Source organism: Cellvibrio fibrivorans (assembly GCF_031457055.1).
GTDB lineage: Bacteria > Pseudomonadota > Gammaproteobacteria > Pseudomonadales > Cellvibrionaceae > Cellvibrio > Cellvibrio fibrivorans.
On record NZ_JAVDVX010000006.1, the window covers coordinates 302503 to 325766 of the forward strand.

Here is a 23264-nt window from a genome sequence, read left to right on the forward strand (position 1 = left end):
CAACACAACTGCAGCTTAGCGTTCGTGCACACTCAATTCACTAATCCCTGTGAAAAACTCGCGACCGCCGCCGTTAAAACTATCGCGTTCAACACCACCTGCAGCACCAATAATTCGAATCGATTTTGTCGTAACTGGTGCGAATGAAAGCGTGTGATTTATACCAATCCCTTTTAACCATTGGGAATTATCAAAATTTATTGATGGTGCTATCTGCAGTTGCTGTACATTTTGCCACTCACCCGCATTATCCAGATATTGCACCTGCAACGACGTAAACCAGCCGGCAAATTCTTTGGGCGTACCAGGATTAAAGCGCACTACCGAAATAGTTTGTGGTTGCTCCCAGCTAAAGCCGTAAAAATCCTGCTTGTTTGTCACCGCATTTTCAGTGCTGTAATAAGTTGTTTCGAGCTGGCCATCGCGTAGTATTTGCGCAAGCGATTCACCTTTTTGTGGATCATTTATATTGTGCAAAACCTCAGTTGCAGTAGCGACAAGATTACGAGTATGCACATCGATAACATATTCGCGCTCAACGGTTTCCTGCCCGCGCGCCAAGCGCAATTTAAATCGATACAGCCCGGAAGTTTCTGGCACGCCCGAGATGACACCGGAGCGCAACTGCAATCCCGAGGGTAGCGCACTACTGAGCAGTGTTAATTTTTCATCGCTCGCGGAAATATCGACACCGGTATCAAACGAAAACATTTGATCTTGCTCAGCAAACAACACGGGCGCAGAAGGTAGCTCCAGCGGTGCGGAAAATTTCGCGTCGGTATTAATTACATAGTATTCAACGCCCTTCTCAACAATCTTTTTTCCACCCTGCGCCAGAATAATTTTTTCCCCTTCGTGTGCCATGCGCGCAACCAATTCACTAATGCGCGCATCGGGCAGGCCAACCCGGCTGACATTAATATAACGATCGTTATAGGGCTGACTCCAGTTTAACTCCGGGATGGGGAACAATAAATTTTTCGGCAATATCGCTGTGCCGCCAACAATTCCCAATAAACCACTCATACTGGCCGCTTGATTGTCTGCATCAAAACCCATTGCACTTGCCATATCGAGCGTCTTTTGAAAATCCCCTTCGCCGTATAAAAGTGCGAGAATGGCACAGGCGCCGTTTAAATTCGCATCAACCACCAACCAGGCATTTTTGTTGTAATCGAATGCGCGATAATAATGCTCTGCCATTACCGCACGCGCTTTTTGCCAATCATCGGGATATTTTTTGTGCAGCTGTTGCATATGCCGCACTATCGCCGCAAACCGGCTCTGCGTCGGTAGCGCTGCCAAACCTGCGGCAATCAAGCGCTCAATATCGCGCTCAAAAAATGCGGCGGAAAACATAGCGCCGTACATAACGGCGGGATCAATACCAAAATCGTCGCTGGTAATACGCCCAGCCCAGCGGGTTTTTGCAGCGGCATAATTCATCATGCCCGGCGCAGTCACTGCCCAAATTTCATTAACCAATTGCGGATCAATTTGAAACCACTGCGGATTTAATGTTTTGTGCCCGGTGAGCGGCGGCGAATATCCAGCATGCATTAATGCCACCGCCTGCCGGTTGGCCACCCAGACTTTTTCACGCACGTGATCTTGCCATGCATTCGCCAGAGCTGAATAAGACGGCGTACTGCCGTGCTTTTCCATCTGCAATAAATACATATATTCGATATCCGTATCGTCATCAGAAAACGCGCCATTGACCTCTTTTACTTTCGCAAGATATTCGCCAAAACCATAGGGGAATTTGTTGGGGCCGGGCTGATCAATAAATTTAAATTCATAGGAGAGTCCATAGGTATTGCCGATGATTTGCCCCAACCAGGAGGCTTTCACTTTATCCTGATATTCAGCGACCGGAATTTTTTGGTAATGGGCGCTATCCGCCTGTACATAACAACTTGCAACCAAGAGCGCAGACATTGCTGTTGCCAGATATTTTTTCATCTCGTTATCTCCCACTATTTTATTGTTATCTGCATAACCAATGTTGGATGCAGCAGGAGAACAGAATCGTCTTTGGGCGCTGGCTTGTCGTCCCACCTTTAGCCGATTTACGGTTTGGTTACCCTCACTTTAGGCAGCTGCGAAAGTGGGACAGCACACTGGAAATAAAAAAGGCGATCCGAAGATCGCCTTTTGGAGTACAGCAAAAAGTGCAATTAGCCTTTAGCGCGCTCTTCCAGAATGGCTACTGCAGGCAATACCTTGCCTTCAACGAATTCAAGGAAAGCACCACCACCGGTAGACACGTACGAAATTTTGTCAGCCAGGTTCCACTTGTCGATTGCAGCCAAAGTATCGCCACCACCGGCAACAGAGAATGCATCGCTCTCAGCAATTGCGCGCGAAATGGTTTCAGTACCTTTGGCGAACGCATCGAATTCGAATACGCCGCAAGGGCCATTCCACAATACGGTTTTTGCGTTCTTGATGATCTCGGCAACGCGCGCTGCGGTTTCAGGACCGTAGTCGATAATTTCTTCGTCAGCCTGAATTTCGCTTGGCTTTTTAACCGTCGCGACAGAATTGTGGTTCCAGGATTTGAAACCTTCTTTGGTGACACGTACATCAGTCGCAAAAACCACTTCAGTCGTTTTGCACAGACGCTGTGCTTCAGGGATCAAATCTTTTTCGTACAGTGAATTGCCAACTTGATTGCCTGCAGCTGCCACGAAAGTATTGGAGATACCACCGCCAACAACCAGGATGTCTGCGATTTTCGACAGCGCATCCAACACGCTCAATTTGGTTGAGACTTTTGAGCCACCAACGATAGCAACCAATGGACGCGCTGGTTTATCCAATACTTTTGCCAAGGCCTCCAATTCCGCTGAGAGCAGTGGACCTGCACAGGCGATAGGTGCGAACTTCGCAACACCGTGTGTTGATGCTTGCGCGCGGTGCGCGGTGCCAAAAGCATCCATTACAAACACATCGCACAAGGCCGCCATTTTTTTCGACAGCTCATCAGAATTTTTGCCTTCGCCCACATTGAAGCGCACATTTTCCAGCAACACCAAATCGCCTTCCATCGCAAAACCGTCGACCCAGTTTTTAACGAGCGGCACATTGCGACCCAATTTTTCACTCAGGTATTTTGCAACAGGAGCAAGCGAAGCAGCTTCATCGTAAACACCTTCATCGGGACGACCGAGATGCGACATCACCATCACTTTTGCGCCTTTCGCCAAGGCTTCCTTGATAGTCGGAATAGATGCATCAATACGCACAGCAGACGTTATGCGGCCATCTTCCAACGGCACGTTCAGATCCTGACGAATCAATACCCGCTTGCCAGCGAGATCCTGGTCTTTCATTAATTTTACGGTCATGTTTTTCACCTTTACGAAGAAGCTCCGAATAAAACCAAATGCCTTTTTATACTTCACATGAATGTGAATAATTCAAAAAAATACTGCGATAAAACAAAACACCCGACTCGCGCCGGGTGTTTTTTTCTTACTTAGTCTTCCAACAATTCTTCAACAGTGCTGACGATGTTATCGACAGTGAAGCCGAAGTGTTCGAGCAGTTTATTGCCCGGCGCTGATTCACCGAACGTGGTCATGCCGATGATGCGGCCATCGAAGCCGACATATTTGTACCAGAAATCGGCGTGTGCAGTTTCAACGGCAACGCGTGCACCTACGCTAATAGGCAATACTGATTCTTTGTAGGCAACATCTTGTTGATCAAACACAGAAGTGGAAGGCATAGACACAACACGGATGTTTTTGCCTTTTGCTTTCAGCGCTTCTGCGGCTTTCACAGTAACACCCACTTCTGAACCGGTAGCGATCAGGATGGCTTCTGGCTCGCCTACGGAATCAACCAGCACGTAACCGCCTTTGGCGATGTTGGCAACTTGCTCTGGCGTACGCGCGAAGAAATCCAGGTTTTGACGGCTGAACACCAACGCCGCAGGACCGTCTTTACGCTCAACCGCGGCTTTCCAGGCGACAACCGATTCAGTGCTATCCGCCGGGCGCCAAGTTTCCAGGTTTGGCGTCAAACGCAAAGTGCCGAGCACTTCGATTGGCTGGTGAGTCGGACCGTCTTCGCCTTGACCGATTGAGTCGTGGGTATAAACGAACACGTTGCGCAATTTCATCAGCGCTGACATACGCACGGCGTTAGCAGCGTATTGTTGGAACATCAGGAAGGTTGCGCCGTAAGGAATAAATCCACCGTGAGCAGAAACACCGTTCATGATCGCGCTCATACCAAATTCGCGCACACCGTAATACACATAGTTACCGCTTGCATCGCCCGCTTCCACGCCTTTGGATTTTTTCACCAACGTCAGGTTGGAGCCAGCGAGATCGGCAGAACCGCCGAGGATTTCAGGCAACCATTCAACAAAAGACGCGATGGTGTTTTGCGATGCCTTACGGCTCGCAATTTTTTCGCCTTTGGCTTGCGTCTCGGCAATAAGAGCTTCCGCTTTTGCAGCGAAGTCCGCTGGCAATTCACCTTTGATTACACGGCGATCAAATTCGGCAGCCAATTCCGGATAGGCTGCTTTATAAGCCGCAAACTTTTCGCTCCAGGATTTTTCTGCCGCAGCGCCTTTGGCTTTTGCATCCCATCCTTCGTACACATCGGTTGGAACCACAAATGGCTCGTATTCCCATTTCAGGGTTTTACGTACCAACGCCACTTCTTCCAAACCGAGTGGTGAGCCGTGGCAATCGTGTGAACCTTGTTTGTTCGGTGAACCGAAACCGATAACGGTTTTGGTGATGATCAGAGTTGGCTTTTGTGTCTCAGCACGCGCCGTTTCAATTGCAGTTTTGATTTCAACCGGGTCATGTCCATTCACGGAACGGATGACTTGCCAGCCGTAGGCTTCAAAACGTTTTGCCGTGTCATCGGTAAACCAGCCTTCAACATGGCCATCAATAGAGATGCCATTGTCATCGTAGAAGGCGATAAGTTTACCCAAGCCCAGAGTGCCGGCCAGCGAACAGGCCTCATGGGAAACACCTTCCATCATGCAGCCATCGCCGAGGAAACAGTAGGTGAAGTGATTAACCAGGTCATGACTGTCGCGGTTGAATTGCGCCGCGAGTACTTTTTCTGCCAGCGCAAAACCAACAGCGTTGGCAATACCCTGGCCCAGCGGACCGGTGGTAGTTTCAACACCCGGGGTATAGCCGCGCTCAGGATGGCCAGGGGTATTGGAATGCAATTGGCGGAACTGCTGCAGGTCTTCCATCGACACAGCGTAGCCGCTCAGGTGCAACAGCGAGTAAATCAGCATGGAGCCGTGACCGTTTGATAATACAAAGCGGTCGCGATCAGCCCAATCAGGGTTCTGGGGGTTGTGTTTTAAAAAGTCATTCCAGAGAACTTCGGCGATATCCGCCATGCCCATGGGGGCGCCCGGGTGGCCTGAATTGGCTTTTTGTACGGCATCCATCGAAAGGACACGGATGGCATTGGCAAGATGTTGGCGAGTTGGCATGAAACTCAAGGCTCCTAAGATAAGTTGATTGCTGTTGTGGTGGGCGCGGTTTGCCTGACCACCTATGCGGTTCAGGGCACCCTGGGGTTGCAAAGCACTAATGGGCAATTGCCACTTATTACAGGCCTCTGATGGGCTTTTGTGTCGTTGGGTTCCAGCCGCCGTCGCTGGGAGTGGTCGCTCAAGATACAACGAGCGGCCACTGACAAAATGGGCAGGCATTTTCGCCCAGCAAGCGCCGTCCGTAAAGGAATAAGCGACCTGATCGGCACAATTAATCCATAAACGGGGCACTACAGATCGAAAAAGCATCCATTCAGAACAAATCCTCACAAAAAAGCCTAAAACCTATATCAAAATATTTTGATATAGGTTTTTTGGGCTGCTAGACTGCTCAGCACTTGTCACCACTTGATCACACCATGAACCAACCCCTGCCCAACGACCCAAGCGCGCTTCCCGTTCTGACCGATGTCGTCGAATTGGAAACCCCGCTCAGTCCACTCGCCAACCTGCTCAAGGCGGCGGGCGATCCGCTGCGTCTGGAAATCTTGCGCGTACTCAGCCAGGATTCGTTCGGGGTATTGGAGCTGTGCCGGATTTTTTCGATCAAGCAGTCGGGCATGAGTCATCATCTTAAAGTGCTCAACAACGCCGGTTTACTGAGTTCGCGCCGTGAAGCCAATTCCATTTTTTACCGCCGCGCTTATTTAGCGCCAGATCATCCGCTCGCTGCATTACAGCAACAATTGTTTGCGACTGTGGATACCCTGCCAATTGCCGATCACCTGCGTGAACCTATCCGCGAATTGCAGCAAGAACGCAGCCAAGCCGCACAACAATTTTTTAGCGAGAACGCCGATAAATTTCGCGCACAACAAGATTTGATCGCCAGCTACCCCGTCTACGCTGAGCAGATGACACAATTACTCAACAACACTGCCCTGCGCGACAAAAAACTCGCGCTCGAAATTGGCCCGGGCGAAGGTGAATTTCTGGCAGTGATTGCACAACAATTTAACCACGTGATTGCACTCGATAATGCTGCCAACATGCTCGATAAAGCGCGCGCCTTTGCCAGCGAAAAAAACTTGCGCAATATCGAATTTATCCACGGCGATACGCAAAGTTTACTCGGCCATAAAGTGTTGGCCGATTGCATATTGGTGAATATGGTGCTGCACCACACCCCATCGCCCGCGGATATTTTTCAGGATTTAAGCAATGTGTTGGCACCTGGCGGTGCATTACTGATCTGCGACCTCTGTCGCCACGAACAAGCATGGGCGCGCGAAGCCTGCGGCGATTTATGGCAGGGTTTTGAACCACAGGATTTTTCTCGCTGGGCGCAGGCAGCAAAGTTAGATGAAGGGCAGAGCGTGTATTTTGCGTTGCGCAACGGATTCCAGATTCAGTTACGACAATTTTTTAAACCAATGAATTTTTAACTTTTCAATAATTTAATACGTAACTCGTATGGAGTGTAACGAAATACGGGAACGATTGATGATGTGAATAACAACCCCGTATTACGCGTCACTCCATAGGGGCTACAAATTTCTTTAATATTATTTGCAAGGAAAAATCATGTCCGAATATTCCGTCTTTACCTCCGAATCCGTTTCTGAAGGCCATCCCGATAAATTAGCGGATCAGATTTCTGATGCCGTACTCGATGCAATTTTAAAAGATGACCCCAATGCGCGTGTAGCAGTAGAAACGCTGGTAAAAACCGGCATGGCGATTGTCGCCGGTGAGGTGCGCACATCCACTTATGTCGATCTGGAGGATTTGATTCGCCAGGTAATTTTGGATATCGGCTACAACTCAAGCGATGTCGGCTTTGATGGCGCAAGCTGCGCAGTATTAAACGCAATCGGCAAACAATCTGCTGACATCGCCATGGGTGTGGATGAGGCAGACGATAAAGATTTGGGTGCTGGCGACCAGGGTTTAATGTTTGGTTATGCTACCAATGAAACGGCAGTATTAATGCCCGCACCGATTTTTTATGCGCACCGCTTGGTAGAAAAACAAGCACAACTGCGCAAGAGCGGCGTGTTGCCTTGGTTGCGCCCCGATGCAAAAAGCCAGGTAACCTTGCGTTATGAGAATGGTAAACCCGTTGCAGTTGATGCAGTGGTTCTCTCAACCCAACACAGCCCCAGTGTAAAACAATCAGAAATTCACGAAGCTGTGCGCGAATTAATTATTGCGCACGTATTACCTGCTGAATGGTTGCACAAAGATACGCAATACCACATCAACCCTACCGGTCAATTTATTATCGGCGGCCCAGTAGGTGATTGCGGTTTGACAGGGCGCAAAATTATTGTGGATTCCTACGGCGGCATGGCTCGTCACGGTGGCGGCGCTTTCTCTGGTAAAGATCCATCAAAAGTTGATCGCTCTGCTGCTTATGCTGGCCGCTATGTTGCTAAAAATATTGTCGCCGCTGGGTTGGCGGACAAATGTGAAATTCAAGTGAGTTATGCGATTGGTGTTGCAGAACCCACGTCAATTTCAATTAACACCTTTGGTACTGGCAAAATTGCCGACAGCGCAATTATTGATTTAATCCGCGAACATTTTGATTTGCGTCCGCGCGGCCTGATCCAAATGCTCGATTTGAAACGCCCGATTTATCGCCAGACTGCGGCCTACGGTCACTTCGGTCGCGAGCTGCCCGATTTTACTTGGGAGAAAACCGATAAAGCGGATGCATTGAAGAAAGCGCTGTAAAAATTGATTTATAACCCATCGTCATCCCCGCGCACGCGGGGATCCAGCTCTTGTAAAAATGGATTCCTGCGTTCGCAGGAATGACGGAATAAAATATCAACCATTTGTTGATTAATCAGGAATTTATTATGAGCTTCACCGACTACAAAGTTGCCGATATGTCCCTCGCAAACTGGGGCCGCAAAGAAATTGAAATCGCCGAAGGTGAAATGCCCGCATTGATGGCACTGCGCCGCAAATATGCAGCGAGTAAGCCACTGGCCGATGCAAAAATTATTGGCTGTATCCATATGACCATCCAAACCGCAGTATTAATTGAAACATTGGTGGATCTGGGTGCAGAAGTGCGCTGGTCATCGTGCAATATTTTCTCCACGCAAGATCACGCTGCAGCTGCAATCGCGGCTGCCGGCATTCCGGTATTTGCGTGGAAAGGTGAAACTGAAGAAGAATTCTGGTGGTGCATCGAGCAAACCATCAACAAAGATGGCAAGCCATGGGCGGCCAATATGATTCTCGATGACGGCGGCGATGTAACACAGATAGTGCATGAAAAGTATCCGCAGATGCTCGAGAAAATCCACGGCATTTCAGAAGAGACCACCACCGGTGTGCACCGCTTGCTCGACATGTTGAAAAAAGGCCAATTAAAAGTGCCCGCCATCAATGTGAACGACGCAGTGACCAAAAGCAAAAACGACAACAAATACGGTTGCCGTCACAGCTTGAGCGATGCGATTAAACGCGGTACCGACCATTTGCTGATGGGTAAAAAAGCATTAGTAGTGGGGTACGGCGATGTGGGTAAAGGTTCTGCCGCGTCACTGCGCCAAGAAGGTATGATTGTAAAAATTACTGAAATCGATCCTATCTGTGCCATGCAAGCGTGCATGGATGGTTTTGAAGTTGTATCGCCTTACAACGATGGCATCAACACCGGCAAATACGAAGACATTAATCACATCGTGCTCGGCACTACCGATTTGGTAGTCACCACCACTGGCAACGTCAATGTTTGTGACTCAGCCATGTTGCGCGCCTTAAAACGCAATGCAGTGGTGTGCAATATTGGCCACTTCGATAGCGAAATCGACACCGCGTTTATGCGCAAAAATTGGGAATGGGAAGAAGTTAAACCGCAAGTGCATAAAGTGTATCGCGATAAAGCCACCAACGATCATTTGATTATTTTGTCGGAAGGCCGCCTGGTAAATTTGGGCAACGCAACCGGTCACCCATCGCGCATAATGGATGGCTCTTTCGCCAACCAGGTTCTCGCGCAAATGTATTTGTACGAGCGCAAATTTGCCGATTTGCCAGCAGAGCAAAAAGCAGAACATTTGTACGTGCGTGTACTGCCGAAAAAACTCGACGAAGAAGTCGCTAAAGATATGGTGGAAGGCTTCGGTGGTGTGATTACCAAACTTACCTCACAACAAGCTGAATATATTGGCGTGGAAGTAGAAGGCCCATTCAAGCCGGAATCTTACAAATATTAATTTTATTTGCGCGGGCGATAAGCATATCGCCCGCGACATCAGGAAATATCATGAACGACTCACAACCGCGTTTAAGTTTTGAATTCTTTCCACCAAAAACCACTGAAGGGAAAGAAAAACTCATCAAAGTACGCGACCAATTAAATGCCTTTGCGCCGGATTTTTTCTCCGTCACCTACGGTGCTGGTGGTTCAACCCGCGACAACACCAAAGGCATAGTCACGCAATTCAAAGCCGATGGCGTCAGCATAGCGCCGCATTTGTCTTTTGGTGGCGACGATGAAGAAACCATCAAAACCTTAATTCAGGAATACAAGAACGCGGGTGTCGATCGCATCGTTGCCTTGCGTGGCGATATGCCTTCCGGTGTAGGCGGCGCTTATCAGTTGGTTTACGCCAATGAATTAGTGGCGTTTATTCGCAAACACTTTGGCGATCACTTTCATTTGGAAGTGGCAGCCTATCCGGAAATTCATCCGCAAGCCAAAAGCTACAGCGACGATGTGGGTTACTTGAAAGGTAAATTTGATGCGGGTGCGAACAGCGCCATCACCCAATACTTTTTTAATCCAGATTCGTATTTTTATTTTGTTGATCAATGCCAGAAAGCGGGAATCACCCAGCCAATTTATCCCGGTATTATGCCGATCATCAATTACAAAAATTTGACCCGCTTCTCCGATGCTTGTGGCGCAGAAATTCCGCGCTGGTTGCGCAAAGCATTGGAAAACTACGGCGACGACGAAGCCAGCTTAAAATCGTTCGGCATAGAGTTGGTAACAGAGCTGTGCGAAGTCATGCTGGAAAACGAAGCGCCCGGTCTGCACTTTTACACCATGAACCAGACCGAACCGACCGCGCAAATTGTGAAAAATTTGGGATTGATTCCAGCGGAATAAAAGACTATGCCCTGCAATTGCAGGGCTTATGTACCACCAAAATTTATTCAGTAGGCAATGGAAAATTCTCAATAGCCACTGGCCTACCAAAATAATAACCCTGATATCTAAAGCAGCCCTCACTTTCCAGCCAATCGCGCTGCGCTTTGGTTTCTACCCCTTCCGCGATTACCGTTAATTCCATGCTTTGTGCGAGGCGAATAATCATGCGCGCGATAGCGGCACCATTAGTATCGGACAATATGTCGTTGACGAAGGATTTATCGATTTTCAATTCGCTAATCGGCAGACGTTTTAAATAGGAAAGCGACGAATAACCGGTGCCAAAATCGTCGAGTGAAAATTTAATGCCGTGGGTTTTGAGCGCATCCATTTTAGTGATGATGTCGTGCTGGTTGGCCACCAGCATGCTTTCGGTGAGTTCGAGCTTAAGTCTGTGCGGATTAATTCCGCTGCCATGGATAATTAATAGCAGTTGTGCAACAAAATCCGGGTGTTGAAATTGCCGTGCACTGACATTGACCGAGAGCACAATATCCGCCGTTACTGTTGATTTGCTCCACTCAACCAATTGCGCGCAAGCGGTGGCAAAAATCCAGTTGCCGAGAGCAAGGATTAATCCGGACTCTTCTGCCAGCGGAATAAAGTCCAGTGGGGGGATCATGCCGCGCTGCGGATGTATCCAGCGAATTAATGCCTCTGCGCCCACCACTTTTCCGACATGATTCATTTGCGGCTGATAGTAAAGCTGGAATTGGCGCTGTTGCAGTGCTTCGCGAATTTCATTTTGCAGCGCAAAACGCTGTGCGGTAACTGCCTGCATTTCCGGATCGAAAAAACGTAAGGTATTCCGTCCCGCAGCCTTGGCGTGGTACATGGCTTGGTCAGCTTGTTTGAGCAAATCATCAATCGCTACATCCTGATCGCCAAACAAGCACAGGCCGATACTGGGCGAATTGAAATAATCCTGGCCTTCCAATTGATAGGCGTTGTTAAGACTGGCGAGAATTTTTTCGGCGATTTGTTGCGCTTGTGAGGCGGCGGAATTGCGCTCCTGATCAAGCCCTTCAAGCACCACCAGAAACTCATCTCCGCCCAGACGCGCGACTGTGTCCTGGCGGCGCAGGGCCTGCTTCAAGCGCTCAGCGACAGCAATCAATAATAAATCGCCAATGTGGTGACCGCGGTTGTCGTTGAGCGTTTTGAAATCGTCGAGATCAATAAACAAAAGCGCCCCCAAACTCTGTTGGTGTCGGCTGGTGGCAATTGCATGCCCAAGACGCTCGTACAGCAGGCGACGATTGGGCAATTGCGTGAGCGAATCAAAAAACGCCAGATTGTTAATCCGCGCTTCGTTTTCCTTGCGCTGGGTGATGTCGCGGCTGAGCACTAAAAAACGCGGAACGCCAGAGTGGTCATCCGCTTTGCGCGATACCGACAGCTCAAACGTAGCTGGGCCACGCGGGATCATAATCGAATAGCACTTACCCGAGGACACACCTTTCTCCAAGGCTTCATCCAGTGCTTCGTGAACAGCGATGCAGGCGTCCTCAGGCAAAAACAGATGGAAACTTTTACCCAAAAACTTAGTGGGTGGAACCGTGAGCAAATCAGGTTGGTTGGTGTGATAGCTGTGAATAATGCCGTTCAGGTCTATATCAAACAAGAGATCCGGGATCGCATCAAGCGTGGCTTGCAAGTGCGCGCGCGCAACCAGTAATTCGCGCGTTTGCTCACTAACCGCATCCTGCAAACTCAGGTGCTGCCTTTGCAGCATAACCATCAATCGGGCCAGATACGCGAGCAGCAGGCTGAGTATCAACGCCACCAGTGCTTCACCGCACAGCCGCCAACCGTTAATCCAGCCCTCGATGGGCGCGACACTGAGTGTCCAGGTGCCGTTAGGTACTGCAAAGGACTTGTGCACCGGGTTGTTCAGCTGTTCAGGAGCGTTGGCCGCGATAGTGTCCTTCACACCGGTATCAGGATTTGTGCGCCAAAGTTGGTAAGCCATTCCTTGATCATTAAGCTGGGTCAGGTTGGCGGTTTCCAGCAGGCGATTGATACGGATCACCACCAGCGTAAAACCCCAAAAATGACGACCGCCCTGATCTTCCAAAAATACGGGCAAACGCGCCACCGCACCCAAACCACCTTGCACCAGATTGACCGGGCCAGCGAGGGTCAGCTTGCCGGTATCGCGCGCACGCAGGGCTTCTTTGTTTTGGAAGGAGTCCTCCAGCAAATTGAGACCGACGGATTTTTCATTGCCCTCCAAAGGATACACCCGCGTGATAATACCGCCGGGGGCGAGGCTCACGTGAGAAACACTGTCAAAGTAGGGCAATAGTTCACGGGCAGCATCTTCAAAGCGGCCGGTGGATCCTTGCCCCAAACGCACCATGGCAGCGAAGGAATAATTGAGTGTCAGCGCCTGATCAAGGCTATCGCGCACCAAAAAAGTGTGGTTTTGCGCGAGGTTTTCCACATCGGCGCGTTTGGCATGGCGCTGATTTTGCTCCAATTGCCAAATCACCACTGTCGATAGGCTGAGGCAAATCGCCAGCACCAGCAGCGCTAGCGCGCGCGGGCGACGAAATAAAAGGGGCACAGCCTCAGACATAAGGGATTCCCGTCGTTAGACACAAAAGACAGCTTCACTATAGCACTTGATCTGTTGTAGACCTGGTGACGTAGCAAATTTGGGAATAGGGGATTGGCTATTTCACAGAATCACTTCGATTGCCTGTTGAAAGGTCTTTTTACCACGCTGGTGGCGTTTGGTCGCGCTCTTGTCGCTGAACGCCTCCAGCAGTGCGGTACTGAAATCGTAGACCCGGTTGTCTCGACCCGTATGTTCGGCTGCAGCTTCAAACCCTTGCGTATGAGCATCGGCGAGCATGGCGATGTCCTCAATCATACCCGTAGCAATATCCATATTGCCCGGGTCACCGTGGGATTGCTCGCAAGCATTTGCATCGGTCGAATGAAAATTGCGGCAGCGAAACGGGCGCACGGGATAAATACTGCACTGGTTGTCCTGTAGCAAAGCGCACTTGATATTAGTCACCAGATGCTGCTCGGGTGAGAGAGTGCGAATGATCGCCGCATTGGCTTCCACGTCGGCCAGCACCGCCGTGATTTTTTCTTCACTCCATGTTTTGTTCATGTAATCTTTGATCAGCAATATTTCATGCGCACGCACTTCCACCTTGTAGTGACAACAAAATGCGCAGCCCGCTTTGCACGCCGGTTTGATCGGCGATGCCTCCATCGCGCGCGCGATGAGAGTGTCGTAGCGGGTGTAAGATTTTTGCAGCGCCGTCGCCGGGTCTCTTCTCGACTCCAGTTGGGCGGTGGCCTTTTGGTATTCGTCCAGCGCGGCAGCCTGGAAAGGATCGGTCATATTTATCAAGCTTGAGAATAATAAGGATGGGTCAGCATACTGCCAGGCCTGAAGTCGATCAATGTCGGAAAAATTTACAATTCACAATTGTGCTTGGCGCGCAAATCATTGATTTTACTTAAAAAAAGAGAACTGGATCACCTTTTGCTTATTCTTATAGGCAACAAAAAAATAATTTCTCATTACCCTACCTAAGGATCGATTATGAAACGTTTCATGTTGGCTGCTACTTTGGCTTTCGCAGCTTCTTCTGTTTCTGCAACTGTATTGAATTTTGATGATTTGGCTGGCGGTACCGAACAAGTTCCATTCGGTTACGGCGGCTTTGACTGGCAGGCAGGTTCTACCAACCTGGGTGCTATTGGTGAAGGCTTCCACCCTGGCTCTGGCTACGACAACGGCACTGTGTCTCCAGGCAATACCATTTTTAACTACTACGGTACTTCAGGTGCCAAGATTAACTGGTTGGGCACTGACACCTTCACCTTTAACGGTGCTTATTTGACTGCTGCCTGGGATTCTACCCAGAACGTAAGCTTTGCCGGTTTCAACGATGGCGTGCAAATTTTTACTAGCAGCAGCTACACCATCAATAACCAAACTCCGCTCTGGATCAGCCTGGATTGGGCTGGTATTGACTCTATCCAAATCTTCAACAACGGTAGTCACTGGGCTCTGGATGACTTCACCTTCAATGGCACTACCGACGTTCCAGAGACCTCTTCTCTGATGTTGTTGGGTCTGGGTCTGTTGGGTCTGGGTCTGACTCGTCGTCGTAAGGCGGCATAATTGCCTGGGCTGCCTGGTGCAGCCAGCGCGATACAAAAACGCCCTGCATTTGCAGGGCGTTTTTGTTTGGATCATCGCACCTCAAGCTTATTTGGCAGCATTCACGATTGTGCTAATCAGCGTTGGATAAACCTGATTGCCACTGTAGCGATCAAATAGACCCATGCCGCCGTTGGCGGTGTAGCCGTTGTCCCAATAGATGGGTACCAATCCGCGTGTGTACGCCGCGCGGGTAATGTATTGATTCCAATAGACACGATAACTTTCTGCGGCGGGAATATTGTTGCGTGAAATTGCACCGAACTCACCCAGAATAACCGCCACGCCGTTATCGACAAATTTGGTTTTCATGCGTTGGAATTGCGCATCAACATAAGCTTCGTTTGCCCAGGCTTCCACATTTGCCGCACTGGTCGCATTTTTACCCCACTGCCAGATAACACTGTTTTCATTGAGCGTGAAATTGTAGGGATCGTAAAAGTGCACCTCCATCATCAAACGTTTGCTCGCTGAATCGCTCGGAATAGTGGCGAAGCTGATGGTGTGATCGATATTGGTATTGAAACCCTGCACGATCAAATGACGCACCGCATTGTTGCCGCCGGTTGCACGCACAGCGTTGACGAACGTCTGATTAAAACTGTTTTGCACTGTGTAGTATTCCGTGGTGGGCGTACCGTAATCTCCATCCACCATCACCTCGTTGGTGCCCGCAAATAATAAGTAATCGTCATAGTTTTTAAATTGATTGGCGATTTGCGTCCACAATTTGGTGATGCGGCTATTCACGGCTGTTTGATTGGCGTACTTGGGCTGCATCCAACCGCCATCCCAGTGGATATTGATGATCACATAGAGGCCGGCGCTTTTTGAATAATCAACCACTTGTTTAACGCGGGCCATCCAGGTGCTGCTGATGTTGTAATTGGCATCGGCGTATTGACTCCAGGACACAGGGATACGGATGGTTTTGAAACCGGCCGCCTTCACGGCATTAATCATGGTTTGGGTGGTAGCAGGGTTGCCCCAGGCGGTTTCACTGCCAATCGCTTCGAGCGAGTTACCCAAATTCCAACCTGCGCCCATTAGGGCTGCCACTTGTACGCTGGTGAGATTGCGCATTGCAGCGGTAGACGCAGTACGTGTCGCTGATGCGGCATTGGAGCTGTAGCTGGTGCCGGCAGCGGTAAATTTAATCCAATACCAGTAGGGTGTTCCCGCTACGGCGGTGGAGTCGGTATAGGTTTTGGCTGATGTGGTTACGGTCGCAATGCGGACGCGCCCGCTCGGGTTGCTGTCGGTATCGCGGTAAACCTGCACACTACTGATGGTGCCGCTAACAGTCCAGCTCAAGCCGACATTGTTGGCAGTGCCGGTGGCCGTCAAACAGACGGTCGCACCGCCGCCGCTGCCGCAGCTTTGCGCCTGGGAAAAAGGCGCAATACAAAACGCGAGCAATAGAACAATGGAAGAGAAAAAGGATTTCATCTTTATTATTTCCTTAGGGATTGATGTGCTCTGACACTACTGCAGGTGATACGTCTCTCCGGTTGCCCGGAGCCTAAGTCAGGATGAGAGGCGCAACCGCCAGGAACTCGCCCAAGGGGGGAGAGTGCGAGCTCAAAGCGGTCAGCACCGGCCGCGCAAGCGGCTGAAGAAATACTAAGGGTTGTTTTGACTAAAAGACCATTAAAATATTACAAATAGGATTTAATGAGTGGTTTGGAAACAGGCAGAAGTTACTCCTGGCAATACAATTGGGTAGCTGTTTCATTTTGAAACATGGAATTATTTTTATATATGAAATTCGTGCTTTTACTGGGCTAGCTCGCGCTGAGCTTGTTTCGCCACCTGCCAAGCCGCCGTCAATGCCAGTGACGCCATGATGCTTGCCACAATTAAATCCGGCCACGCAGTGCCCGTTCCAAATACACCGATAGCCGCAACAATCACCGCGATGTTCCCCAACGCATCATTGCGTGTACACAACCACACACTGCGCATATTGCTGTCGCCATTGCGATAGGCATAGAGCAGCCATGCCACGCTCAAATTGGCCACGAGTGCCAGCAGGCCAACCAGACTCATGGTTTCTGCATCGGGAATCACACCTGTAATTGCATTCCAAATTGCATGAACTAAAACACCAACGCCAAATAATGCCATTGATGCGGCTTTAAATAATGATGCCTTTGCGCGGGTTTGCACGCTCATCGCCAATACCCAAAGGCTGATGGCGTAGTTGGCAGAGTCGCCGAGAAAGTCGATGGAGTCGGCGAGTAGCGAAACCGATTTGGACTGCAGGCTGAAAATAATTTCAATCGCAAACATAGCGAAGTTGACGACTAACGCGATCCACAAAATGCGACGGTATTTGGGATCGGGTTTGGCGGGTTGTTGATGATCGTGGTTACAGCAATGGGCGCCCATCATTTGCTCCTGAATATTTCAACGTGAAGTTTTTCAATGAAGATGCTTGCCAAATAACACTTAGCGATCCATCGCCAAAAAAACCGCTACATGAACACCCGCCCACAGGATCCCCCTTGCGGTCGTCAATAAGCCGACAAATGCGACCGCAGCCAATGTTTATTAGTGTTATTTTTCTCGTCAGCTTCAACCGCCGCCTATACTGACCTCTAATGAAACCTGCGCCATAAGCAAGACCTCCACCAACAATATAAGACTTTCCTATGGAACGCTTTTTACTTCGCACCCTCGGCGACAACATGCTCGATCTCATCTATGCCAAGGACGAACAAGGCCGGTTTATCTATGCCAATTTGGCCTTGGTCAATATGACCGGTGCGGAATCTGCAGACAGTATTTTAGGCAAAACCGATTTCGATCTTAACCCACCGGCGGCTGCGCAAGCCTATTCCGACGATGATCAATTGGTGATGCGCTCAGGCCAACCACTGGTGGGGCGCGAGGAACTGCTGACAAACTTTAAAACCGGTGAGTCGCGCTGGCATTCTACAACCAAGGTTCCACTGCGCGATGATAACGGCGAGATTATCGGAATTATCGGTATTACACGCGATATTACCCAAATTAAACAAGCCGAGTTCAATGCGCGTGATCTGAATGCTGAATTGGAAAATCGGGTGGCCGAGCGCACCGCCGAGCTGAGCGCGATCAGCGCTACCCTTGAGCAAGAGCGCAACCTGATGCGCACACTGGTTGATGCAGTACCCGACAGTATTTTTGCCAAAGACCTTAACAGCAAATTTTTGTTAGCAAATGAAGCGGTTGCCAGAGGCATGGGCACTACGCCGGAAAATTTGATTGGCAAAGATGATTTTGATTTTTTTCCTCAAGAGATGGCGCAGAATTTTTTTGACGATGAACAAACCATTGTTCGCACCGGTGAAGGATTGGTTAACCGGGAGGAGCTGGCCGTCAACAAAGAGACCGGCAATATGCGCTGGTTTCTCACCACCAAGCTGCCTGTACGCAACGACAAAGGCGAAACCGTCGCGCTGGTCGGTATCGGCCGCGACATCACCTTACGCCGCCGCGCAGAGCGCGCAATGCGCGAAAGTGAAGAACGGTTCCGCAGCCTGATCGAATTATCGTCTGATTGGTATTGGGAACAAGATGCCGATTTGCAGTTTACTGATATCGAAGACCCGAACAACAAATCCAGTTACACGCGCGATGAAGTTCTCGGCAAAAGTTTAAAGGAGTTACCCGGCACTGCACTCCTATCCGAATCCTGGATTGAATACGACGACCACGTAGCCGAGCGCAAGCCGTTTCGCGATTTGGAACTGCGGCGCGTGGCGGACAACGGCAAAACGTATTTCATTAGTTTGACTGGTCTGCCCGCCTTCGATGAGGACGGAAATTTTCGTGGCTATCGCGGCATTGGGCGCGACATTAGCGATCGCAAACGCTCCGAACAACACATTCACTTTTTGGCTACGCACGATAGTTTAACCTCGCTGCCCAATCGTTTTATGTTTAGCCAGATATTGAATTTAGCGATTGAGTCAGCGCACCGCTATCATCGCAAACTCGCTGTATTTTTTATTGATCTGGACAGGTTCAAAAATATTAATGACACACTTGGCCATGAAGCGGGTGACTTTTTACTGTGCGAAATGGCAGCACGCCTGAAGCAATGTTTGCGTGCCAGTGATGTTGTGGGTCGCCTCGGTGGCGACGAATTTGTCGTTATGCTGCCTGAACCGGAAAATGCCGAGCAAATAGCCACTGTTGCACAGAAAATTTTGTCTGCATCACTTGAGCCCATGGATATCAATGGCCAGGAATGTCGCGTGACTGCCAGTATCGGCATTTGTGTTTATCCGGATGATGGAAGAGACGAACAAACCCTGATGAAAAATGCCGACATCGCCATGTACCGCGCGAAAGAAGAAGGCAAAAACAATTACCAATTCTATTCCCCCGATATAGAAGCCCGCTCATTGGAGCGTTTGGTGCTGGAAAATAATTTGCGCATGGCGCTTGAGCGCAATGAATTTTTCTTGCACTACCAGGCAAAACGCAATTTGCAAACCGGCGAAATTGCGGGAGTTGAGGCATTAGTGCGCTGGCAACATCCAGAGCTTGGCATTATCTCGCCTGCACAATTTATTCCTCTCGCAGAAGAAACCGGTTTGATTGTATTAATTGGCCGCTGGGTATTAAAAACCGCCTGCGCACAAAATGTCGCCTGGTTAAAACAAGGCCTGCCACCGCTGTGCATGGCCGTGAATTTATCCGTGCGGCAGTTTTTCGATGAACATTTAATTCAGGATGTTGCCGATGCATTAAACGAATCTGGCATGCAGCCAGCGTTGCTGGAAATGGAAATTACCGAAGGGATGGTGATGCAGGATGCAGAGCGCGCAATTCGCATCCTCACCGCAATCAAAGCATTGGGTGTGCGCTTGGCAATTGATGATTTTGGTGTGGGCTATTCATCGCTCGCACAAATAAAACGCTTCCCTATTGATACCTTAAAAGTGGACAGCTCTTTTATCCGCGATATCCCCCAAAACCGCGAAGATCGCGCTATTACCGAAGCGATTATCGCCATGGGCAGAACCTTGAGTTTGACGGTTATCGCCGAGGGTGTAGAAACCAAAGAACAAGAAGCATTTTTACGCGATCACAACTGCGACCAATCCCAAGGCTACTACTTTAGTAAACCGATTTCCCCGGAAGATTTTGTCAGTTTTATGAAAAAACAAGCGGCATGCACAATTGTTTATCCGCCGGTCACTAGTCCGGAGTAAAAACGACTAGTGACTGGTACATCTGGGGCAGTGTTGTGAATATGGAGTTGGAGCTCACCAGCTCAGAAAGCGAAACGCGCGCCCCAACTCCTATTCATTTATTTTTTCTTACCGTGCACTAAACCATACAGTACCGGCAATACCAACAACGTTAGCAACGTCGATGAAATAATTCCACCAATCACCACAGTTGCCAATGGCCGCTGCACTTCCGCACCAATTCCCACGTTAAATGCCATAGGCACAAAGCCCAAACTGGCAACTAATGCGGTCATTAATACGGGACGTAAACGTGTTAGCGCGCCTTGAATTATCGCACTCATTAAATCGCCATGTTCAAGATAAAGCTGGCGGATAAATGCGAGCATTACCAAACCATTTAAGACTGCTATGCCGGACAGTGCAATAAAGCCGACACCGGCGGACATGGACATGGGCATATCGCGCAGCCAGAGTGCGAGTACGCCGCCGGTGAGTGCGAGTGGGACGCCGGTGAAAATAATCAGTGCGTCTTTGATCGAACCAAAGGCCATCACCAATAGTGCGATCACCATTAACAATGTGAGTGGTACAACAATCGCTAAACGTTTGCTTGCGGATTCGAGTTGTTCGAAAGTACCGCCGTAATCCAGCCAATAACCTACTGGTAATTTTACGTCGCTTGCGATACGCGTTTGCACTTCGCTGACAAAAGAACCCAAATCGCGGCCGCGCACATTGGCGGTGACGATGACTAAACGTTTGCCGTTTTCGCGGCTGACCTGGTTCGGTGCCGGAGCGAGTTCAATACTGGCGATTTCATTGAGCTGTACAAATCCCGGTTCGGTTTTGATGGGTACTGGCAAGCGTTCCAATACGGATAAATCATTGCGCAAATTTTCCGGTAGGCGCACAACCAATTCAAAACGGCGGTCACCTTCGTAAATTAATCCTGCGCTTTCACCAGCAATTGCGGTCGCAACAAAATCTTGTAATTCATTAACTGTTAAACCATAGGCGGCAAGTTGGTCGCGTTTTGGTGTGACAGTTAATACGGGTAAGCCAGTCACCTGTTCCATGCGTGCATCGGCTGCGCCGGGAATTTTTTCCAGCACTTCCAAAATTTCCGCTGCAGATGTTTGCAGTTGCTCCAAATCATCGCCAATCACTTTGATACCTAAATCCGAACGCACACCGGAAATGAGTTCGTTAAAACGCATCTGGATCGGCTGCGTGAATTCGTAATTATTGCCGGGCAATTCGCGCACGGCAGTTTCAATCGCTTCCACCAAATCTGATTTTTCGCGACTCGGGTTAGGCCATTCACTGCGCGGTTTAAAAATCACATAGTTATCGGCAACCGAAGGTGGCATGGGGTCAGTGGCGATATCGGCGGTGCCGATCTTGGCAAAGACTTTATCCACTTCCGGAAATTGTTTGATGCGCGCTTCGAGCAAGGTTTGCATACCCACGGCTTGATCCAAACCGGTACCGGGAATGCGCAGTGCATGCAGGGCGATATCACCTTCATCCAGTTGCGGAATAAATTCCGAACCCAAACGCGTGGAAAGCCAGATGCTGAATATCACCAACACAACAGAACCACCCAATACCAGGCTGCGTTGTCTAAAGGCGCCCAGCAATAGTGGTTGATAGAGTTTTTTTGCCGCTTGCATAAAACGGTTTTCATGTTCGGCGATTTTGCCGTTCATGATTAATGCAATTGCAGCTGGCACAAAAGTGAGTGACAGAATTAACGCGGCGGTTAAGGCAATCACTACAGTGATCGCCATAGGGTGAAACATTTTCCCCTCCACACCGGTGAGCGTAAAAATCGGTAAGTACACCAGCGTAATAATGCCCACACCAAATAAGCTCGGGCGAATCACTTCGCTGGTGGCTTCATAGGTGAGTTGCAAACGCTCTTTTAATTCAAGGTTGCCGTTTCGTTGTGCTTCGCCCAACCGGCGAATGCAGTTCTCTACAATAATCACGGCGCCGTCCACAATTAAACCAAAATCCAACGCGCCCAAACTCATCAGGTTGGCAGACACACCGGCTTCCACCATACCGGTAATCGTCATCAACATGGTGATGGGAATTACCGCCGCCGTAATTAATGCAGCGCGCATATTGCCGAGCAATAAAAATAAAACGGCGATTACCAAGAGCGCGCCTTCGAGCAGATTTTTTTGCACGGTGCTGATGGTTTTATCGACCAGTTGTGTGCGGTCATAAACCGCGACTGCACGAACACCTTCCGGCAATGAGCGATTAATCTCTTCCAATTTAATCGCCAGCGTACGTGCAACAGTGCGTGAGTTTTCACCTTTTAACATTAGCGCAGTGCCGAGCACCGTTTCACGCCCGTTTTGTGTTGCCGCACCGGTGCGCAATTCTTTGCCGATCGCCACTTGCGCGAGATCACCAATGCGCACCGCGACGCTTTTGGGGTTGCTCACAATTAAATTTTCGATATCCGCAATGCTGGTTAATTGCCCTGGTGTGCGTACCAATAATTGTTGGCCGCTGCGTTCCAGATAACCGGCGCCGCGATTGTCGTTATTGTTTTTCAGTGCGACGGCCAGGTCCTCCATGGTCAGCCCAAACTGCATCAATTTCGTTGGCTCGGGGGTGATGTGATATTGCCGCGTGTAGCCGCCAATCGCGTTTATTTCTACCACGCCTTTGACTTGCATTAATTGCGGGCGGATTACCCAATCCTGCAATTCACGCAATGCCATTGCATCAAATTGCGCAGGATCGCTTGCTTCGACCGTATACATAAAAATTTCGCCGAGACCGGTGGCGATAGGACCCATCACCGGTTCTATCTCGTCGGGCAGTGCACTTTTAATTTGGCCGAGGCGCTCATTAATTAAATTGCGCGCAAAATAAATATCCGTGCCTTCATCAAATACCACGGTGACTTGCGATAAACCGTAGCGCGAAATTGAGCGGGTGTAAGCGAGTTTGGGCAAACCGGCGAGCGCGGTTTCTACCGGATAGGTGATGCGCTGTTCGGTTTCCAGCGGCGAGTAACCGGATGCTTCGGTATTGATTTGTACCTGCACATTGGTGATGTCGGGCACTGCATCAATTGGCAGCCGCTGGTAATTCCACAGGCCGAGGATAATCAGTGCGAGCACAGCGGCGAGCACCAGCCAGCGGCGCGTGATGGCCGCGCGTAAAATCGATTCAATCATGATGCCGCCC

The 23264-nt window shown here is 49.6% G+C and carries 14 protein-coding genes; 6 read left to right on the plus strand and 8 right to left on the minus strand.

What is annotated here, in order from left to right:
- Positions 1-15: 15 nt before the first annotated feature.
- The 3 genes from J2X05_RS16715 to tkt all read right to left on the minus strand — a co-directional run bounded on the left by J2X05_RS16715 (position 16) and on the right by tkt (position 5488).
- Positions 16-1965 (minus strand): ADP-ribosylglycohydrolase family protein, encoded by a 1950-nt coding sequence (locus J2X05_RS16715; protein ID WP_310074619.1) that lies wholly within the window; start codon positions 1963-1965, stop codon positions 16-18.
- A 215-nt stretch (positions 1966-2180) separates the two neighbouring features.
- The gene (locus J2X05_RS16720; RefSeq protein ID WP_310074620.1) at positions 2181-3353 is read right to left on the minus strand and encodes a phosphoglycerate kinase; all 1173 of its coding nucleotides are present in this window, start codon (positions 3351-3353) and stop codon (positions 2181-2183) included.
- 131 nt (positions 3354-3484) lie between these two features.
- On the minus strand, positions 3485-5488 hold the full coding sequence (tkt, locus tag J2X05_RS16725) for a transketolase (RefSeq protein WP_310074808.1): 2004 nt from the start codon (positions 5486-5488) through the stop codon (positions 3485-3487).
- 422 nt (positions 5489-5910) lie between these two features.
- Between tkt and J2X05_RS16730 the strand changes: the two genes are divergently transcribed.
- The 4 genes from J2X05_RS16730 (at position 5911) to metF (ending at position 10628) form a co-directional block, all read left to right on the plus strand.
- Positions 5911-6936, plus strand: coding sequence for an ArsR/SmtB family transcription factor (locus tag J2X05_RS16730; RefSeq protein WP_310074622.1), 1026 nt, complete (start codon positions 5911-5913; stop codon positions 6934-6936).
- A gap of 139 nt (positions 6937-7075) precedes the next feature.
- Positions 7076-8230 (plus strand): methionine adenosyltransferase, encoded by a 1155-nt coding sequence (gene metK / locus J2X05_RS16735; RefSeq protein WP_310074623.1) that lies wholly within the window; start codon positions 7076-7078, stop codon positions 8228-8230.
- A gap of 128 nt (positions 8231-8358) precedes the next feature.
- Positions 8359-9729, plus strand: coding sequence for an adenosylhomocysteinase (gene ahcY, locus J2X05_RS16740; RefSeq protein WP_310074624.1), 1371 nt, complete (start codon positions 8359-8361; stop codon positions 9727-9729).
- 50 nt (positions 9730-9779) lie between these two features.
- Positions 9780-10628, plus strand: coding sequence for a methylenetetrahydrofolate reductase [NAD(P)H] (metF, locus tag J2X05_RS16745; protein ID WP_310074626.1), 849 nt, complete (start codon positions 9780-9782; stop codon positions 10626-10628).
- 43 nt (positions 10629-10671) lie between these two features.
- On the opposite strand, the gene J2X05_RS16750 is transcribed toward metF, so the two are convergent.
- Positions 10672-13251, minus strand: coding sequence for a bifunctional diguanylate cyclase/phosphodiesterase (locus J2X05_RS16750; protein ID WP_310074627.1), 2580 nt, complete (start codon positions 13249-13251; stop codon positions 10672-10674).
- A 102-nt stretch (positions 13252-13353) separates the two neighbouring features.
- Positions 13354-14034, minus strand: coding sequence for a YkgJ family cysteine cluster protein (locus J2X05_RS16755; RefSeq protein WP_310074628.1), 681 nt, complete (start codon positions 14032-14034; stop codon positions 13354-13356).
- A 204-nt stretch (positions 14035-14238) separates the two neighbouring features.
- Between J2X05_RS16755 and J2X05_RS16760 the strand changes: the two genes are divergently transcribed.
- Positions 14239-14823, plus strand: coding sequence for a PEP-CTERM sorting domain-containing protein (locus J2X05_RS16760; RefSeq protein ID WP_310074629.1), 585 nt, complete (start codon positions 14239-14241; stop codon positions 14821-14823).
- A gap of 87 nt (positions 14824-14910) precedes the next feature.
- Here J2X05_RS16760 and J2X05_RS16765 read toward each other — a convergent pair whose 3' ends face one another.
- Positions 14911-16311, minus strand: coding sequence for a glycoside hydrolase family 5 protein (locus J2X05_RS16765; protein ID WP_310074630.1), 1401 nt, complete (start codon positions 16309-16311; stop codon positions 14911-14913).
- A 327-nt stretch (positions 16312-16638) separates the two neighbouring features.
- The gene (locus J2X05_RS16770) at positions 16639-17256 is read right to left on the minus strand and encodes a cation efflux transmembrane domain-containing protein (RefSeq protein ID WP_310074632.1); all 618 of its coding nucleotides are present in this window, start codon (positions 17254-17256) and stop codon (positions 16639-16641) included.
- 260 nt (positions 17257-17516) lie between these two features.
- On the opposite strand from J2X05_RS16770, the gene J2X05_RS16775 reads away from it, so the two are divergent.
- Positions 17517-20069, plus strand: a complete 2553-nt coding sequence (locus tag J2X05_RS16775) for a sensor domain-containing protein (protein ID WP_310074633.1) — start codon at positions 17517-17519, stop codon at positions 20067-20069.
- Positions 20070-20167: 98 nt separating this feature from the next.
- Here J2X05_RS16775 and J2X05_RS16780 read toward each other — a convergent pair whose 3' ends face one another.
- Positions 20168-23254: an efflux RND transporter permease subunit gene (locus J2X05_RS16780; RefSeq protein ID WP_310074634.1), complete on the minus strand. Its 3087-nt coding sequence runs from the start codon at positions 23252-23254 to the stop codon at positions 20168-20170.
- Positions 23255-23264 lie beyond the last annotated feature (10 nt).